The organism is Bacillus sp. FSL K6-4563 (assembly GCF_038630405.1).
Classification (GTDB): Bacteria; Bacillota; Bacilli; order Bacillales; family Bacillaceae; genus Bacillus; species Bacillus pumilus.
The window spans coordinates 128,668-144,048 of the sequence record NZ_CP152030.1 but is presented as its reverse complement, the minus strand read 5'-3'; the positions used below and the strand labels follow the sequence as shown (position 1 = coordinate 144,048).

The 15,381-nt window shown below is 42.4% G+C and carries 19 protein-coding genes; all 19 read right to left on the bottom strand.

Going from position 1 to position 15,381, the window contains the following annotated elements; translation table 11 throughout:
- Nucleotides 1-26: 26 nt before the first annotated feature.
- The 19 genes from rplN to rpoC all read right to left on the bottom strand — a co-directional run bounded on the left by rplN (nt 27) and on the right by rpoC (nt 15,326).
- Nucleotides 27-395 carry a 50S ribosomal protein L14 gene (gene rplN / locus MHH54_RS00785; RefSeq protein ID WP_003216882.1) on the bottom strand — a complete coding sequence of 123 codons (369 nt, stop codon included), beginning with the start codon at nt 393-395 and terminating at the stop codon, nt 27-29.
- A 39-nt stretch (nt 396-434) separates the two neighbouring features.
- Nucleotides 435-698, bottom strand: coding sequence for a 30S ribosomal protein S17 (gene rpsQ, locus MHH54_RS00780; protein WP_003216906.1), 264 nt, complete (start codon nt 696-698; stop codon nt 435-437).
- Nucleotides 699-723: 25 nt separating this feature from the next.
- A complete protein-coding gene (rpmC, locus tag MHH54_RS00775; protein WP_003217155.1) occupies nt 724-924 on the bottom strand; it encodes a 50S ribosomal protein L29 in 201 nt (66 codons plus the stop codon).
- Nucleotides 914-1,348 carry a 50S ribosomal protein L16 gene (gene rplP / locus MHH54_RS00770; RefSeq protein WP_003217039.1) on the bottom strand — a complete coding sequence of 145 codons (435 nt, stop codon included), beginning with the start codon at nt 1,346-1,348 and terminating at the stop codon, nt 914-916. The genes rpmC and rplP overlap by 11 nt, the downstream gene beginning before the upstream one ends.
- 1 nt (nt 1,349) lies before the next feature.
- On the bottom strand, nt 1,350-2,006 hold the full coding sequence (rpsC, locus tag MHH54_RS00765; protein ID WP_003217241.1) for a 30S ribosomal protein S3: 657 nt from the start codon (nt 2,004-2,006) through the stop codon (nt 1,350-1,352).
- 3 nt (nt 2,007-2,009) lie between these two features.
- Nucleotides 2,010-2,351 (bottom strand): 50S ribosomal protein L22, encoded by a 342-nt coding sequence (gene rplV, locus MHH54_RS00760; RefSeq protein WP_007496316.1) that lies wholly within the window; start codon nt 2,349-2,351, stop codon nt 2,010-2,012.
- 17 nt (nt 2,352-2,368) lie between these two features.
- Nucleotides 2,369-2,647: a 30S ribosomal protein S19 gene (rpsS, locus tag MHH54_RS00755; RefSeq protein WP_003216920.1), complete on the bottom strand. Its 279-nt coding sequence runs from the start codon at nt 2,645-2,647 to the stop codon at nt 2,369-2,371.
- Between the two features lie 57 nt (nt 2,648-2,704).
- Entirely contained in the window at nt 2,705-3,538 is an 834-nt protein-coding gene (rplB, locus tag MHH54_RS00750; protein ID WP_003217065.1) for a 50S ribosomal protein L2, read from the bottom strand.
- A gap of 28 nt (nt 3,539-3,566) precedes the next feature.
- The gene (gene rplW, locus MHH54_RS00745) at nt 3,567-3,854 is read right to left on the bottom strand and encodes a 50S ribosomal protein L23 (RefSeq protein WP_003217016.1); all 288 of its coding nucleotides are present in this window, start codon (nt 3,852-3,854) and stop codon (nt 3,567-3,569) included.
- Nucleotides 3,854-4,477: a 50S ribosomal protein L4 gene (gene rplD / locus MHH54_RS00740; protein WP_003217216.1), complete on the bottom strand. Its 624-nt coding sequence runs from the start codon at nt 4,475-4,477 to the stop codon at nt 3,854-3,856. Before rplD ends, rplW begins: the two co-directional genes overlap by 1 nt.
- A gap of 27 nt (nt 4,478-4,504) precedes the next feature.
- Complete coding sequence (rplC, locus tag MHH54_RS00735; protein ID WP_003217069.1) at nt 4,505-5,134, bottom strand: 50S ribosomal protein L3; 630 nt, start codon at nt 5,132-5,134, stop codon at nt 4,505-4,507.
- A gap of 37 nt (nt 5,135-5,171) precedes the next feature.
- Nucleotides 5,172-5,480: a 30S ribosomal protein S10 gene (rpsJ, locus tag MHH54_RS00730; RefSeq protein WP_003156464.1), complete on the bottom strand. Its 309-nt coding sequence runs from the start codon at nt 5,478-5,480 to the stop codon at nt 5,172-5,174.
- Nucleotides 5,481-5,698: 218 nt separating this feature from the next.
- On the bottom strand, nt 5,699-6,658 hold the full coding sequence (locus MHH54_RS00725) for an alpha/beta hydrolase (RefSeq protein WP_268492757.1): 960 nt from the start codon (nt 6,656-6,658) through the stop codon (nt 5,699-5,701).
- Between the two features lie 109 nt (nt 6,659-6,767).
- Nucleotides 6,768-7,958, bottom strand: coding sequence for an elongation factor Tu (gene tuf / locus MHH54_RS00720; protein WP_003217109.1), 1,191 nt, complete (start codon nt 7,956-7,958; stop codon nt 6,768-6,770).
- Nucleotides 7,959-8,076: 118 nt separating this feature from the next.
- A complete protein-coding gene (fusA, locus tag MHH54_RS00715) occupies nt 8,077-10,155 on the bottom strand; it encodes an elongation factor G (RefSeq protein ID WP_050945820.1) in 2,079 nt (692 codons plus the stop codon).
- A gap of 54 nt (nt 10,156-10,209) precedes the next feature.
- Nucleotides 10,210-10,680 (bottom strand): 30S ribosomal protein S7, encoded by a 471-nt coding sequence (gene rpsG, locus MHH54_RS00710; RefSeq protein ID WP_003216884.1) that lies wholly within the window; start codon nt 10,678-10,680, stop codon nt 10,210-10,212.
- A gap of 120 nt (nt 10,681-10,800) precedes the next feature.
- Complete coding sequence (rpsL, locus tag MHH54_RS00705; RefSeq protein ID WP_003216962.1) at nt 10,801-11,220, bottom strand: 30S ribosomal protein S12; 420 nt, start codon at nt 11,218-11,220, stop codon at nt 10,801-10,803.
- A 112-nt stretch (nt 11,221-11,332) separates the two neighbouring features.
- The gene (locus MHH54_RS00700) at nt 11,333-11,581 is read right to left on the bottom strand and encodes a 50S ribosomal protein L7ae-like protein (RefSeq protein WP_003216985.1); all 249 of its coding nucleotides are present in this window, start codon (nt 11,579-11,581) and stop codon (nt 11,333-11,335) included.
- Nucleotides 11,582-11,726: 145 nt separating this feature from the next.
- Nucleotides 11,727-15,326, bottom strand: coding sequence for a DNA-directed RNA polymerase subunit beta' (rpoC, locus tag MHH54_RS00695; protein WP_342500568.1), 3,600 nt, complete (start codon nt 15,324-15,326; stop codon nt 11,727-11,729).
- Nucleotides 15,327-15,381: the final 55 nt, after the last annotated feature.

The window sequence follows — 15,381 nt, the reverse complement described above, 5'->3', positions numbered from 1 at the left end:
CCTCCTTGAGTCGCGGATTGTATTCATTAAAGTACTTCTGGTGCTAGAGAAACAATTTTCATATAGTTGTTTTCACGAAGTTCACGTGCTACTGGTCCGAAGATACGAGTTCCACGTGGGCTCTTGTCGTCACGGATAATGACACATGCATTTTCATCGAAGCTGATGTAAGATCCATCGTTTCTGCGAGCTCCGCTCTTTGTACGAACGATAACTGCTTTCACAACTTCACCTTTTTTGACAACGCCTCCTGGTGTTGCTTGTTTAACCGTACAAACAATGACATCACCGATGTTAGCCGTCTTACGTCCAGAGCCACCAAGAACTTTAATCGTTAGTACTTCGCGTGCGCCAGAGTTGTCAGCTACTTTTAAACGAGTCTCCTGTTGAATCATTAATGTTACCTCCTTTCGGAAAAAGAAATCCGAACTTTATTAGATAATAACGGCTTCTTCGACAACTTCAACTAGACGAAAGCGTTTAGTCGCAGATAAAGGACGAGTTTCCATGACCTTTACGATGTCTCCGATTTTTGCTTGGTTGTTTTCATCATGTGCTTTGAACTTTTTAGAGTATCTTACACGTTTGCCATAAAGTGAATGCTTTTTGTATGTTTCAACTACAACAGTGATGGTTTTATCCATTTTGTCAGAAACAACACGACCTTGATACACTTTACGTTGGTTACGTTCGCTCATGTTTGCGGGGCCTCCCCTCTAATTATTATTTATTAGCAGCGATTTCTCTTTGACGAATCACAGTTTTCATGCGTGCGATTGATTTACGCACTTCACGAATGCGAGCAGTGTTTTCAAGCTGCCCAGTCGCTAATTGGAAACGAAGATTGAAAAGTTCTTCTTTAAGAGACTTTACTTTTTGTTCAATTTCAGCAGTGGTAAGGTCACGAATTTCATTAGCTTTCATTTGATTCACCACCAATTTCTTCACGTTTTACGAACTTCGTTTTAATTGGCAATTTGTGAGATGCAAGACGAAGAGCTTCACGAGCAACTTCTTCAGACACACCAGAAATTTCAAATAAAACTTTGCCTGGTTTTACTACAGCCACCCATCCTTCTGGAGCACCTTTACCGGAACCCATGCGGACCTCTAGAGGTTTAGCTGTGTATGGCTTAGAAGGGAAAATTTTAATCCAAACTTTACCGCCACGTTTCATGTAACGAGTCATAGCAATACGAGCAGCTTCGATTTGACGGTTCGTGATCCAAGAAGCTTCTTGAGCTTGGATACCGTACTCACCGAAATGTACTTCAGTACCACCTTTTGCACGTCCACGCATTTTTCCACGATGTTCTCTGCGATACTTCACGCGTTTTGGCAATAACATATTATTTTCCTCCTTCCGCAGTATTCTTCTTAGTTGGAAGGACTTCTCCACGATAGATCCATACTTTTACGCCAAGCTTACCATAAGTAGTGTCAGCTTCAGCAGTAGCATAGTCGATGTCAGCACGAAGTGTGTGCAACGGAACAGTACCTTCACTGTAATATTCAGAACGAGCAATATCTGCACCGCCAAGACGACCAGAAACCATTGTTTTGATTCCTTGTGCTCCAGCACGCATTGTGCGTTGGATTGTTTGTTTTTGTGCACGACGGAATGAAATACGATTTTCAAGTTGACGAGCGATGTTTTCAGCAACTAGCTGAGCATCAAGATCTGCTCTTTTGATTTCAAGGATGTTGATGTGTACACGTTTGCCAGTTAGGCTGTTAAGAGCTTTACGAAGTGCTTCAACTTCAGATCCGCCTTTACCAATTACCATACCTGGTTTAGCCGTGTGGATTGTGATATTTACGCGGTTTGCAGCACGTTCGATTTCTACTTTAGAAACAGACGCGTCAGACAAACGCTTGCTGATGAATTCACGGATTTTCAAGTCTTCATGTAAGAAGTCAGCGTAATCTTTTCCTGCGAACCATTTAGATTCCCAATCACGAATGACGCCAATACGAAGACCTACTGGATTTACCTTTTGACCCACGGATTATCCCTCCTTCTTTTCTGATACAACGATTGTAATGTGGCTAGTACGTTTGTTAATTGCGCTCGCACGACCCATAGCACGTGGACGGAATCTCTTAAGTGTTGGACCTTCGTCAACGAATGCTTGAGTAATCACTAGGCTGTTAGCGTCCAACTCGTAGTTGTGCTCAGCGTTTGCGATAGCAGATTTTAATACTTTTTCAATAATTGGTGAAGCAGCCTTAGGTGTAAGGTTTAAGATAGAAACTGCTTCTCCTACTTGCTTACCTCGGATCAGGTCCATTACTAGACGTGCTTTACGAGGAGCAATACGGACTGTTCTTGCGACAGCTTTAGCTTGCATTTAAAAGCCTCCTCTCATTAGCGTCTTGTTTTTTTATCGTCACTAGCATGACCTTTGTAAGTACGGCTTGGTGCGAATTCGCCCAATTTGTGACCTACCATATCTTCAGAAATGAAAACAGGTACATGTTTGCGTCCGTCATAGACAGCGATTGTGTGACCGATGAATTGTGGGAAAATTGTAGAACGACGAGACCAAGTTTTTACGACTTGCTTTTTGTCAGTTTCATTCAATTTCTCGACTTTAGCCATCAAATGATCATCAACAAATGGTCCTTTTTTTAAGCTGCGAGCCATTGTGGAACCTCCCTTCGTGATTGAACTACGGTCCTAAATGAACCGTAGACAACCCCGTTACTTGTTTTTACGACGACGTACAATGAATTTATCAGACTTGTTGGTTTTCTTACGAGTCTTGAATCCAAGAGTCGGTTTACCCCATGGAGACATTGGTGATTTACGTCCGATTGGAGCACGTCCTTCACCACCACCGTGTGGGTGATCGTTAGGGTTCATTACAGAACCACGAACTGTTGGGCGTACGCCTTTCCAGCGTGAACGTCCAGCTTTACCGATGTTAATTAATTCGTGTTGCTCGTTTCCAACTTGACCGATAGTCGCACGGCAAGCAGAAAGAATCATACGAACTTCTCCTGAGTTCAAACGTACAAGAACGTATTTACCTTCTTTACCAAGAACTTGAGCAGAAGTACCAGCAGAACGAACTAATTGTCCACCTTTACCTGGTTTTAATTCAATGTTATGCACAACTGTACCAACTGGGATGTTGATAAGTGGAAGAGCATTACCTGGTTTGATGTCAGATTCTGGTCCAGAAGTAACTTCAGTACCAACTTGGATTCCTTTCGGAGCAAGAATGTAACGTTTCTCACCATCTGCATAGTTTACAAGAGCGATGTTCGCTGAACGGTTTGGATCATACTCGATTGTAGCAACGCGTCCAGGTATACCGTCTTTATCACGTTTAAAGTCGATGATACGGTATTGACGTTTATGACCGCCACCTTGATGACGAACAGTCATTCTACCTTGGTTGTTACGTCCGCCTTTTCTGTGAAGCGGCGCAAGCAACGATTTTTCTGGTTTGTCAGTCGTGATTTCAGCAAAATCTGAAGTAGTCATGCCACGACGACCATTACTGGTTGGTTTATACTTTTTAATCGCCATTTTGAATTTCCCTCCTTCTTTTTAAGATTTACGCTTCAAAAATTTCGATTTCTTTGCTGTCAGCTGTTAATTTCACGATCGCTTTTCTGCGACGGCTAGTCATACCAGTGTAGCGTCCAACGCGTTTAGATTTCCCTTTGTAATTTTGAACGTTGACTTTCTCAACTTTCACTCCAAAGATTTCTTCAACAGCGTCTTTCACTTCTGTTTTGTTAGCTCTGACATCAACTTCGAACGTGTACTTCTTCTCTGTCATTAGATCAGCAGAACGTTCAGTAATGATAGGGCGCTTTAGAACATCACGAGGATCTTTCATTATGCAAGTCCCTCCTCTACTTTTTCAACCGCTGCTTTAGTGATCAGAAGTTTCTCGTGGTTGACAACGTCAAGAACGTTGATACCGTTAGCTTCAACAACTGTTACTCCAGGGATGTTACGAGCAGATAAAGCAACTGTTTCGTTTGCATCCGCAGTGACGATCAACGCTTTCTTCTCGACAGATAATCCTTTAAGGATGCCTGCGAATTCTTTCGTTTTCACTGCATCAAGAGTCAGATCTTCAAGAACGATGATGTTGTTGTCGATTACTTTAGAAGACAATACTGACTTGATAGCCAAGCGGCGAACTTTTTTAGGTAATTTATAAGAATAGCTGCGTGGTGTTGGACCGAATACGATACCGCCTCCGCGCCATTGTGGTGAACGGATAGAACCTTGACGAGCACGACCAGTACCCTTCTGTCTCCAAGGCTTACGACCTCCGCCACGTACTTCAGAACGAGTTTTTACTTTGTGAGTTCCTTGACGTAAGGAAGCTCTTTGCATAAGAATAGCATCGAATACTACGCTTTCGTTTGGCTCGATTCCAAACACAGAAGCGTTTAATTCGATTTCACCGTTAGTAGAACCGTTTTGGTTAAATAATGCTACTTTTGGCATGACTTGTTTCCTCCTTTCCTAAGAGAGTTATTTAGATTTAACTGCACTCTTTACAGTTACTAGAGATTTTTTAGCTCCTGGTACATTTCCTTTGATCAATAGAAGATTACGTTCTGCATCAACTTTAACGATCTCAAGGTTTTGGACAGTGATTTGCTCTCCGCCCATACGACCTGGAAGAAGTTTACCTTTGAATACTCGGTTTGGATCAACAGGTCCCATTGAACCAGGACGACGGTGGTAACGTGAACCGTGAGTCATTGGTCCGCGTGATTGTCCGTGGCGCTTGATAGCCCCTTGGAATCCTTTACCTTTTGATGTTCCTGTTACATCTACGATATCTCCATTTGCGAAAATATCAACTTTGACTTCCTGACCAACTTCATACGCATCTAACTCCGCACCGCGTAATTCTTTTACGAAGCGCTTAGGAGCAGTTTCCGCTTTAGCAACGTGGCCCTTCTCTGGTTTGTTAGAAAGCTTTTCACGTTTGTCGTCAAAACCGATTTGGATTGCTTCATAGCCATCCGTGTCAGCAGTCTTCTTTTGAAGAACAACGTTAGCAGCAGCCTCAACAACAGTTACAGGGATAAGATCACCGTTTTCTGCGAATACTTGCGTCATACCAATTTTTCTACCTAAGATTCCTTTGGTCATTAGTCACACCTCCTATAATATGTGTTTTCTATTTGAATTAAAGTTTGATTTCGATATCTACACCAGATGGTAAATCTAAACGCATAAGTGCATCAACTGTTTGTGGAGTTGGATTCACGATGTCGATTAGACGTTTGTGAGTACGCATCTCAAATTGCTCACGAGAATCTTTGTACTTATGCACCGCACGAAGGATTGTGTAAACTGATTTTTCAGTTGGAAGCGGGATTGGACCAGATACACTAGCACCAGAACGCTTAGCCGTTTCAACAATCTTCTCAGCAGATTGATCAAGAATTCTATGATCATATGCTTTTAAACGAATACGAATTTTTTGTTTTGCCATTATTTTCCCTCCTTTTCGCCTACTTACGTTAGACAGTTCTCCGTGAGAAAAACCTGATCACCTTGCCATGGCAAAGCGGCCGGGTGTGTCAGCAACCTCTCACTTCATCGCAGTCAAAGACCAACATGCACTATTGTACCAAATTGGCCTGCGTGTTGCAATAATAAATCGGATAAATTTATGATTTGCACACTTTTCATATTATACAGGGGTTCAGCCTATAAATCAAGCTTTCCCTGAAGATGATGTACAGCCGTCTTTTTTATGGTACGAATAAATTCTTCTGGTTCTTCTAGATGCGGGGAATGTGCAGATTCTTTAAAGGTGAACCATTCTTTGACTGGTGCTGTTAATTGCTCAACATAAGGTTTTGATACAGCAGCTGGTGTAATCATGTCATATTCACCAATGATAAAGTAACAAGGTATTAATATAGTAGAAACTCGGTATTCAATGCTCTCATTCATCAATTCATCCCATAGCATGTCCTGACTAAGCTTCTGTCCTTTAAGGAAATTCCACTTATCTTTGAGCTGATATTCCTTACTAAAAAGAAACCCGCGTAGCATTTGAATCAGCGGCTTCCACCTATGTGTGAGACCTACGCTTCCGAGCTCTTTATATAGAGAGAACAGAGCATGAGCTGATATTCGTTTCCACGGAGGAGGCGTCAGTAATCGCAGGCAACAAGTAAACAACCGATTTCGTTCGCATTTCTCTAAAAGAAGCTTGTATGACACAATATCTTCTTTTATTACATCTACTACCTGACTAATTCCATAATAAGCGTGATATAGATCTGGGCGCTTATGTACTGCTTGTATGGCGATTAATGACCCCCATGAATATCCGGCGATGTACAATTTTGATTGACCTAGATATGAAAGGACTTTCTCTGTCAGTTCAATCGTATCTTCAATAAATTGCTGAATGGTCATAGAAGTATTGGGGAGGTTCTTTTGATAGGAAAGTCCCGCGCCTCGCTGATCCCAATGAACAACTGTAAAATCTTGATTAAGTTCCTCATGAAATGAGTCGATATAGCTGATTTGAGCGGAGCCGGGCCCACCGTGTAAAAATAATAGAACAGGCTTCGCTTCACTTGTGTGATCTTCTTTGATCATAATCCATTGGTCAACCCCGCCGATTAACCATTTCTTCAAATATGTCTTCGCCATTCCAGTGATCCTCTCGGTTCCATTTAGATTCTATAGCTTATAGTAGCCGTTCTGATCTGGAAAAGCAAAAAAAGAGACCCTTTTGCAAGGAGTCTCTTTTATATGTTTATTACTTAATGATATTTGAAACGACGCCAGAACCTACAGTACGTCCACCCTCACGGATAGAGAAACGAGTTCCTTCTTCGATAGCGATAGTAGAGATAAGTTCAACTTCCATCTCAGTGTTATCGCCAGGCATAACCATTTCAGTACCTTCTGGAAGATGTACGATACCAGTTACGTCAGTTGTACGGAAGTAGAACTGCGGACGGTAGTTAGCGAAGAATGGAGTATGACGTCCACCCTCTTCTTTAGAAAGTACATAAACTTCAGCTTTGAAACGGCTATGTGGAGTGATTGTACCTGGTTTAGCAAGTACTTGACCACGTTGGATATCTTCACGAGATACACCACGAAGTAGTGCACCGATGTTGTCACCAGCTTCAGCATAGTCAAGAAGTTTACGGAACATTTCAACACCTGTAACAGTTGTTTTACCATTGTCTTCTTGAAGACCGATGATTTCAACTTCGTCACCGACTTTAACTTGTCCACGCTCAACACGACCAGTAGCAACAGTTCCACGACCAGTGATTGAGAATACATCCTCAACTGGCATCATGAATGGCTTCTCAATGTCACGTTCTGGAGTTGGGATGTACTCATCAACCGCATCCATAAGTTCAAAGATTTTTGCTTCGTAATCAGCATCTCCTTCAAGAGCTTTAAGAGCAGAACCTTTGATAACTGGAACATCATCACCAGGGAAGTCATAGTCAGAAAGAAGGTCACGAACTTCCATTTCAACAAGTTCAAGTAACTCTTCATCGTCAACCATGTCACATTTGTTAAGGAATACTACGATGTATGGTACACCTACGTTACGAGAAAGTAGGATGTGCTCACGTGTTTGTGGCATTGGACCATCAGCAGCAGATACTACTAAGATCGCGCCGTCCATTTGAGCAGCACCAGTGATCATGTTTTTAACGTAGTCAGCGTGTCCTGGGCAGTCTACGTGTGCATAGTGACGAGTGTCTGTTTCATACTCGACGTGTGAAGTTGAGATTGTGATTCCACGCTCGCGCTCTTCTGGAGCACCATCGATTTGGTCATATCCCATAGCTGATCCTTTACCAGACTTCTTATGAAGAACTGTTGAGATAGCAGCAGTTAGAGTTGTTTTACCATGGTCAACGTGTCCAATTGTACCAATGTTAGCATGCGATTTGGAACGGTCGAATTTTTCTTTAGCCATTCTAAAAATCCTCCTTAAAGGTTCATTGTATTTGGTATAGAGTGATAGAAAGTGAAGAGTTACCTTTCACTTTCTGATCTTCAATAGTAGTTATACTTTAGATTAAAGGCAAAATCAATTATTCACCTTTATTTTTTTTGATGATTTCTTCACTAATGCTCTTAGGCACTTCTTCGTAGTGATCCATGTGCATAGTGAAAGTACCGCGTCCTTGTGTGTTAGAACGGAGTGAAGTTGCATATCCGAACATTTCAGAAAGTGGAACCATTGCGCGAACAACTTGAGCGTTACCGCGAGCTTCCATACCTTCTACACGTCCACGACGAGATGTGATATCACCCATGATGTCTCCCATGTATTCTTCAGGGATAACGACTTCTACTTTCATCATTGGCTCAAGTAGAACTGGGTTACATTTGCTGACAGCATTTTTCAACGCCATAGATGCAGCAATTTTAAACGCCATTTCGTTCGAGTCAACATCGTGGTATGATCCATCAAATAATTTAGCTTTGATGTCGATTAATGGGAATCCAGCTAATACACCATTTTCAAGTGAATCTTCAAGACCTGCTTGAATAGCTGGAATGTATTCACGAGGAACAACCCCACCGACGATTGCATTTTGGAATTCGAAGCCTGCGCCTTCTTCGTTTGGTTCGAATTCGATCCAAACGTGTCCGAACTGACCACGTCCACCAGACTGACGTACGAATTTACCTTCAACTTTTGCACCAGAACGGAATGTTTCACGGTACGCAACTTGAGGAGCACCTACGTTAGCTTCAACCTTGAACTCACGCTTCATACGGTCAACAATGATATCAAGGTGAAGCTCACCCATACCAGAGATGATCGTTTGACCAGTTTCAGGGTTTGTTTGTGTACGGAATGTTGGATCCTCTTCAGCTAGTTTAGCTAAAGCGATACCCATTTTATCTTGGTCAGCTTTTGATTTAGGCTCGATGGCTACATCGATAACTGGCTCTGGGAATTCCATAGACTCAAGGATAACAGTATCTTTCTCGTCACAAAGAGTGTCACCAGTAGATGTATCTTTAAGACCAACAGCTGCTGCGATATCCCCTGCATATACAGTAGAGATTTCTTCACGGCTGTTTGCGTGCATTTGAAGGATACGTCCAACACGCTCACGCTTGTTCTTAGAAGAGTTCTTCACGTATGAACCTGAAGCAAGTGTTCCAGAGTATACGCGGAAGAAAGTAAGTTTCCCAACATAAGGGTCAGTCATAACTTTAAATGCAAGAGCTGCGAATGGTGCGTCATCAGTAGACTCACGAACAACCTCTTCATTTGAATCTGGCAGGATACCTTTGATTGCAGCAACATCAGTTGGTGCAGGAAGGTAATCAAGCACAGCATCAAGTACAAGCTGAACACCTTTGTTTTTGAAAGCAGATCCAACAAGAACTGGGTAGAATTCAACATTCAACGTTCCTTTACGGATTGCAGCTTTCAATTCAGGAATTGTAATTTCTTCACCCTCAAGGTATTTTTCCATAAGCTCTTCATCAAGCTCAGCGACAGCTTCAATAAGGCTGTTGCGAAGCTCTTCAGCTTTGTCTTTATACTCAGCAGGGATTTCTTGTGCATCAGAGCGAGTTCCAAGGTCATCTTCGTAGAAGTATGCTACGTTATCTACAAGGTCGATGATTCCTTCGAATTGATCTTCAGCGCCGATCGGCAATTGAATTGCATGAGCGTTCGCTTGAAGACGATCTCTTAATGTGCCTACAGAGTAAAGGAAGTCCGCACCGGTTTTATCCATTTTGTTAACGAATACGATACGAGGTACTCCGTAAGTTGTTGCTTGGCGCCAAACTGTTTCAGTTTGTGGCTCTACACCTGATTGTGCATCAAGAACTGCTACCGCACCATCAAGTACACGTAAAGAACGTTCAACTTCAACAGTGAAGTCTACGTGTCCTGGTGTATCGATGATGTTTACACGGTAACCTTTCCATTGTGCTGTAGTAGCAGCAGAAGTGATTGTAATACCACGTTCTTGCTCCTGCTCCATCCAGTCCATTTGGGAAGCTCCTTCGTGAGTTTCACCAATTTTATGGATACGACCAGTGTAGTATAAGATACGCTCAGTCGTTGTCGTTTTACCAGCATCGATGTGAGCCATGATACCAATATTACGAGTTTTGTCTAAGGAGAACTCTCTTGCCATTGGGTAATTTCTCCTTCCTTATTAGGGAATAGTTTTTTTAGTTTGGTATAAATCCTACCAGCGGTAGTGAGCGAATGCTTTGTTCGCTTCTGCCATTTTGTGTGTATCTTCACGTTTCTTAACAGCAGCACCAGTGTTGTTAGCTGCGTCAAGGATTTCGTTAGCAAGACGCTCTTCCATCGTTTTTTCTCCACGAAGACGAGCGTAGTTTACTAACCAGCGAAGACCTAAAGTAGTACGACGGTCTGGGCGAACTTCTACAGGAACTTGGTAGTTAGCTCCACCTACACGACGTGCTTTAACTTCAAGAACTGGCATGATGTTTTTCAAGGCTTGTTCGAAAACCTCCATCGCTTCATTACCAGTACGTTCTTTGATGATATCAAATGACTTGTAGAGAATTGTTTGTGACTTTCCTCTTTTACCGTCGATCATCATTTTGTTGATCAAACGAGATACAAGTTTAGAATTGTAAATTGGATCTGGCAATACGTCTCTTTTTGCTACAGGACCTTTACGTGGCATCTGATAGCCTCCCTTCTCATTTAAAAGGATTTCTATCTGTCTCTCATCTCAATATCATTGTCAGTTGCCTGACTCCACTGATCTGATATCAACTTCTAAAAACCCTTATGTTTGTTTGTATTATTTACTTTGTTTAGGGCGTTTTGTTCCGTATTTAGAACGTCCTTGCATACGACCGTCAACTCCGGCAGTATCAAGTGCACCACGAACGATGTGGTAACGTACACCCGGTAAGTCTTTTACACGTCCGCCACGGATAAGTACTACACTGTGCTCTTGTAGATTATGTCCGATACCAGGAATGTAAGCTGTTACCTCAATCAGGTTAGACAAACGTACACGAGCATATTTACGTAGTGCTGAGTTTGGTTTTTTCGGTGTCATTGTGCCGACACGAGTACAAACCCCGCGCTTCTGTGGAGATGTTACGTTAGTGTGCTCTTTTTTGAAACTGTTGTATCCTTTGTTAAGTGCAGGAGACTTTGAGTTTTCAACTTTACTCACGCGTCCTTTGCGTATTAGCTGATTAATTGTAGGCATGTTGTTATTCCTCCCTTCGTTGCTTTTTTTATAACCCACATACCCAGGTGGTTCATTAAAAGGCAAAAAACAATGCTTTTGCATTTACACATGCAAAAACAAAACAAGTACGCTATAACATAATGGCAACAGCTGCTGCCCCAACTTCAATTCCGCAGGCTTTGCCGAGCTTTTTCATGGAATCTACCACTAAAATGTCTACACCCTTCTCTTGCGCTAGTTTTGTTACACTAGCTGTTAAAGCAGGATCAGCATCTTTCGCTACGACGATTTCCTTTACTGAATCTCGTTTCAGAGCTTTTACTGTTTGCTTCGTACCAATAATAATGGATTGAGCCTGTGATACTTTATCATAAGACATCGAATATCCTCCAAAGTAACAGGTTTTATTTTGAGCACCTTGGTTATATTATCATCATGGCAGAAGGATGTCAATATCATATGACAGATTATCTTGACATCCTTCACCATTTTTTGATGATTTTATAGGAATCTCACGAGAAAGATTACTCTACAGGCACCATATCGTCAGACGGTTGCACTTGTGAAACCGGCTTAACTTTACGGTAGTTTGGCATTCCTGTTCCAGCTGGAACAAGTTTACCGATGATAACATTCTCTTTCAAGCCAAGCAGTTCATCACGTTTTCCTTTGATCGCCGCATCTGTTAGGACACGAGTCGTTTCTTGGAAGGATGCTGCAGACAAGAATGAGTCTGTTTCAAGCGATGCTTTTGTAATACCAAGAAGAACTGGGCGGCCTGTTGCAGGGCGCTTGCCTTCGAATAGTACTTTTTTGTTCGCTTCAGTGAATTGATGTACATCAAGAAGTGTGCCTGGTAATACATCTGTATCCCCTGCATCAGCGACACGCACTTTACGAAGCATTTGGCGAACCATTACCTCAACGTGCTTATCTCCGATCTCTACCCCTTGCATACGGTATACTTTTTGTACTTCATGAAGCAGATATTCTTGAACAGCTGTCATATCAGTCACTTTAAGAAGTTCTTTCGGATCGATCGAACCTTCTGTCAGTACTTGACCACGAGTGACTTTGTCACCTTCAACAACTTTCAGACGTGCATTGTAAGGAGCTGTGTAAGAACGAGTTTCAACGTCGCCTTGAACCACAATTTCCTGCTGCTTGTCACGAACATCGTTAATTTCAGCAACGACACCATCAATTTCAGAAATCGTCGCTTGCCCTTTCGGATTACGCGCTTCAAATAGCTCTTGGATACGAGGTAAACCTTGTGTGATATCGTCTCCTGCTACCCCACCGGTGTGGAACGTACGCATTGTAAGCTGTGTTCCTGGCTCACCGATTGATTGAGCAGCGATGATTCCAACTGCTTCACCGACTTCAACGTCAGTGCCAGTTGCAAGGTTACGGCCGTAGCATCGTTTACATACACCATGAGGCGTGTTACATGTAAATGCAGAACGGATCCATACTTCCTCAATCCCTGCTTCAACTACTTCAAGTGCTTTATCTTCATCAATTAGCTCGTTTTCGTCGACCATGACTTCACCCGTTTCAGGATGAACAATTGGTTTTCTTGCAAAACGTCCGATAAGACGTTCTTCAAGTTTCTCAATAATTTCATTTCCTTCTCTAATGGACTTCGCCAAGATTCCACGGTCTGTACCGCAATCTGTTTCACGGATGATGACATCCTGTGCAACGTCAACGAGACGACGCGTGAGGTAACCTGAGTCAGCTGTTTTAAGGGCTGTATCGGCAAGACCTTTACGCGCTCCGTGAGTGGAAATAAAGTATTCTAATACGGTTAAACCTTCACGGAAACTAGATTTGATCGGAAGTTCAATGATACGTCCAGCCGGGTTGGCCATCAGACCACGCATACCAGCCAGCTGAGTGAAGTTAGATGCGTTACCACGCGCTCCGGAATCACTCATCATGTAGATTGGGTTGACTTCATCAAGGGACTTCATCAGTTTACCTTGGATGACATCTTTAGAAGAACTCCAGATCGAAATGACTCTCTCGTAACGCTCTTCTTCAGTAATCAAACCACGTCTGAATTGCTTCATGACGTTATCTACTTTTGCTTGCGCTTCTTCGAGGATCTTCTGTTTATCATCTAATACGACGATATCAGACACCCCAACCGTAATACCCGCTTTAGTAGAGTATTTGAAACCAAGATTTTTCATACGGTCAAGCATTTTAGATGTCTCAGTGATATGGAATCTCTTAAAGATTTCCGCAATGATTTTACCTAAAATACCTTTTTTGAACGGCGCATTGATTTCTTGTTTCTCAATCGCAGCTTTGACATCTTCACCTTTTTCAAGGAAGAAGCGGTCAGGCGTTTTTTCTTCAATATTGCTCTTTGTCGGCTCATTCATGTAAGGGAATGATTCCGGTAAGATTTCGTTAAAGATTAGTTTTCCAACTGTTGTAATCAACAATTTAGAACGCTGTTCATCAGTGAATGTCACATTCTTCAACGAGTTAGCTGCAACAGCTACACGTGTATGAAGATGCACATACCCATTTTGATAAGCTAGAAGGGCTTCGTTCGTATCTTTGAAGATCATACCTTCTCCGATAGCACCTTTACGCTCAAGTGTAAGGTAGTAGTTACCAAGCACCATATCCTGAGATGGCGTAACAACAGGTTTTCCATCTTTCGGGTTCAAAATGTTTTGAGCAGCAAGCATTAAGATACGAGCTTCAGCTTGAGCCTCAGCAGATAATGGTACGTGAACCGCCATTTGGTCACCGTCAAAGTCAGCGTTGTAGGCTGTACATACAAGTGGATGCAGACGAATTGCGCGTCCTTCCACAAGTGTAGGTTCAAACGCTTGAATACCAAGTCTGTGAAGAGTCGGTGCACGGTTTAGTAAGACTGGATGCTCACGAATCACTGATTCTAAAACATCCCATACTTCCGGCTGCACGCGCTCAATTTTACGCTTCGCACTCTTGATGTTGTGAGCTAAACCTTTTTCAACAAGCTCCTTCATCACGAATGGTTTGAATAATTCAAGAGCCATTTCTTTCGGAAGTCCACACTGATACATTTTCAAATGTGGTCCTACGACGATAACGGAACGTCCAGAATAGTCAACACGTTTACCAAGCAAGTTTTGACGGAAACGTCCTTGTTTCCCTTTCAGCATATGAGAAAGAGATTTCAATGGTCTGTTTCCTGGTCCTGTTACTGGTCGGCCTCTACGTCCATTATCAATCAAGGCATCGACAGCTTCTTGAAGCATACGCTTCTCGTTCTGAACGATGATGCTTGGCGCGCCAAGATCTAATAAACGTTTCAGACGATTGTTACGGTTGATGACACGACGATAAAGGTCGTTTAAGTCAGAAGTAGCAAAACGTCCACCATCAAGCTGAACCATTGGACGTAATTCTGGCGGAATAACCGGAAGTACATCAAGAATCATCCATGATGGTTTGTTTCCTGAGTTACGGAAGGCTTCTAGCACTTCAAGGCGTTTAATCGCACGAGTACGACGCTGTCCTTGAGCAGTTTTCAGCTCTTCTTTCAGTGCATCTACTTCTTTTACAAGATCGATATCTTGAAGAAGTTTATTGATTGCTTCTGCACCCATAGCTGCTTGGAATGTATTACCGTATTTATCTAAATAAGCACGGAATTCCTTCTCAGAAAGAAGTTGTTTCTTCTCAAGCGGTGTGTTGCCAGGATCTGTCACGACGTATGAAGCGAAGTAAATCACTTCTTCTAACGCACGTGGTGACATATCAAGAACAAGACCCATACGGCTTGGGATACCTTTGAAATACCAAATGTGGGAAACTGGGGCAGCCAGTTCGATATGCCCCATTCTCTCACGACGGACTTTTGCCCGTGTTACTTCTACACCACAACGGTCACATACAACACCCTTATAACGAACGCGTTTATACTTTCCACAATGACATTCCCAGTCTTTTTGTGGTCCGAAGATACGTTCACAAAAGAGACCATCTTTTTCAGGTTTCAGTGTACGATAGTTAATCGTTTCAGGCTTTTTCACTTCACCAAAAGACCAAGAACGGATTTTATCAGGTGATGCGAGACCGATGTTCATATACTCAAAATTGTTCACATCTAGCAAGGGGCCTACCTCCCTTTTAATCTTCGGGTTATACCCTAGTCACTTGCTCTAATCG

What these genes read in the sequence shown, in the direction of transcription:
- rplV (WP_007496316.1), bottom strand. Translation starts at nt 2,351, where the DNA reads ATGCAAGCTAAAGCTGTCGCAAGAACAGTCCGTATTGCTCCTCGTAAA.
- rpsJ (WP_003156464.1), bottom strand. Translation starts at nt 5,480, where the DNA reads ATGGCAAAACAAAAAATTCGTATTCGTTTAAAAGCATATGATCATAGA.
- rpmC (WP_003217155.1), bottom strand. Translation starts at nt 924, where the DNA reads ATGAAAGCTAATGAAATTCGTGACCTTACCACTGCTGAAATTGAACAA.
- rpsS (WP_003216920.1), bottom strand. Translation starts at nt 2,647, where the DNA reads ATGGCTCGCAGCTTAAAAAAAGGACCATTTGTTGATGATCATTTGATG.
- rplP (WP_003217039.1), bottom strand. Translation starts at nt 1,348, where the DNA reads ATGTTATTGCCAAAACGCGTGAAGTATCGCAGAGAACATCGTGGAAAA.
- rplC (WP_003217069.1), bottom strand. Translation starts at nt 5,134, where the DNA reads ATGACCAAAGGAATCTTAGGTAGAAAAATTGGTATGACGCAAGTATTC.
- MHH54_RS00700 (WP_003216985.1), bottom strand. Translation starts at nt 11,581, where the DNA reads ATGTCTTATGATAAAGTATCACAGGCTCAATCCATTATTATTGGTACG.
- rplW (WP_003217016.1), bottom strand. Translation starts at nt 3,854, where the DNA reads ATGAAAGATCCTCGTGATGTTCTAAAGCGCCCTATCATTACTGAACGT.
- MHH54_RS00725 (WP_268492757.1), bottom strand. Translation starts at nt 6,658, where the DNA reads ATGGCGAAGACATATTTGAAGAAATGGTTAATCGGCGGGGTTGACCAA.
- rplN (WP_003216882.1), bottom strand. Translation starts at nt 395, where the DNA reads ATGATTCAACAGGAGACTCGTTTAAAAGTAGCTGACAACTCTGGCGCA.
- rpsQ (WP_003216906.1), bottom strand. Translation starts at nt 698, where the DNA reads ATGAGCGAACGTAACCAACGTAAAGTGTATCAAGGTCGTGTTGTTTCT.
- rplB (WP_003217065.1), bottom strand. Translation starts at nt 3,538, where the DNA reads ATGGCGATTAAAAAGTATAAACCAACCAGTAATGGTCGTCGTGGCATG.
- tuf (WP_003217109.1), bottom strand. Translation starts at nt 7,958, where the DNA reads ATGGCTAAAGAAAAATTCGACCGTTCCAAATCGCATGCTAACATTGGT.
- rpsL (WP_003216962.1), bottom strand. Translation starts at nt 11,220, where the DNA reads ATGCCTACAATTAATCAGCTAATACGCAAAGGACGCGTGAGTAAAGTT.
- rpsG (WP_003216884.1), bottom strand. Translation starts at nt 10,680, where the DNA reads ATGCCACGTAAAGGTCCTGTAGCAAAAAGAGACGTATTGCCAGATCCA.
- rplD (WP_003217216.1), bottom strand. Translation starts at nt 4,477, where the DNA reads ATGCCAAAAGTAGCATTATTTAACCAAAACGGTTCTACTAACGGTGAA.
- fusA (WP_050945820.1), bottom strand. Translation starts at nt 10,155, where the DNA reads ATGGCAAGAGAGTTCTCCTTAGACAAAACTCGTAATATTGGTATCATG.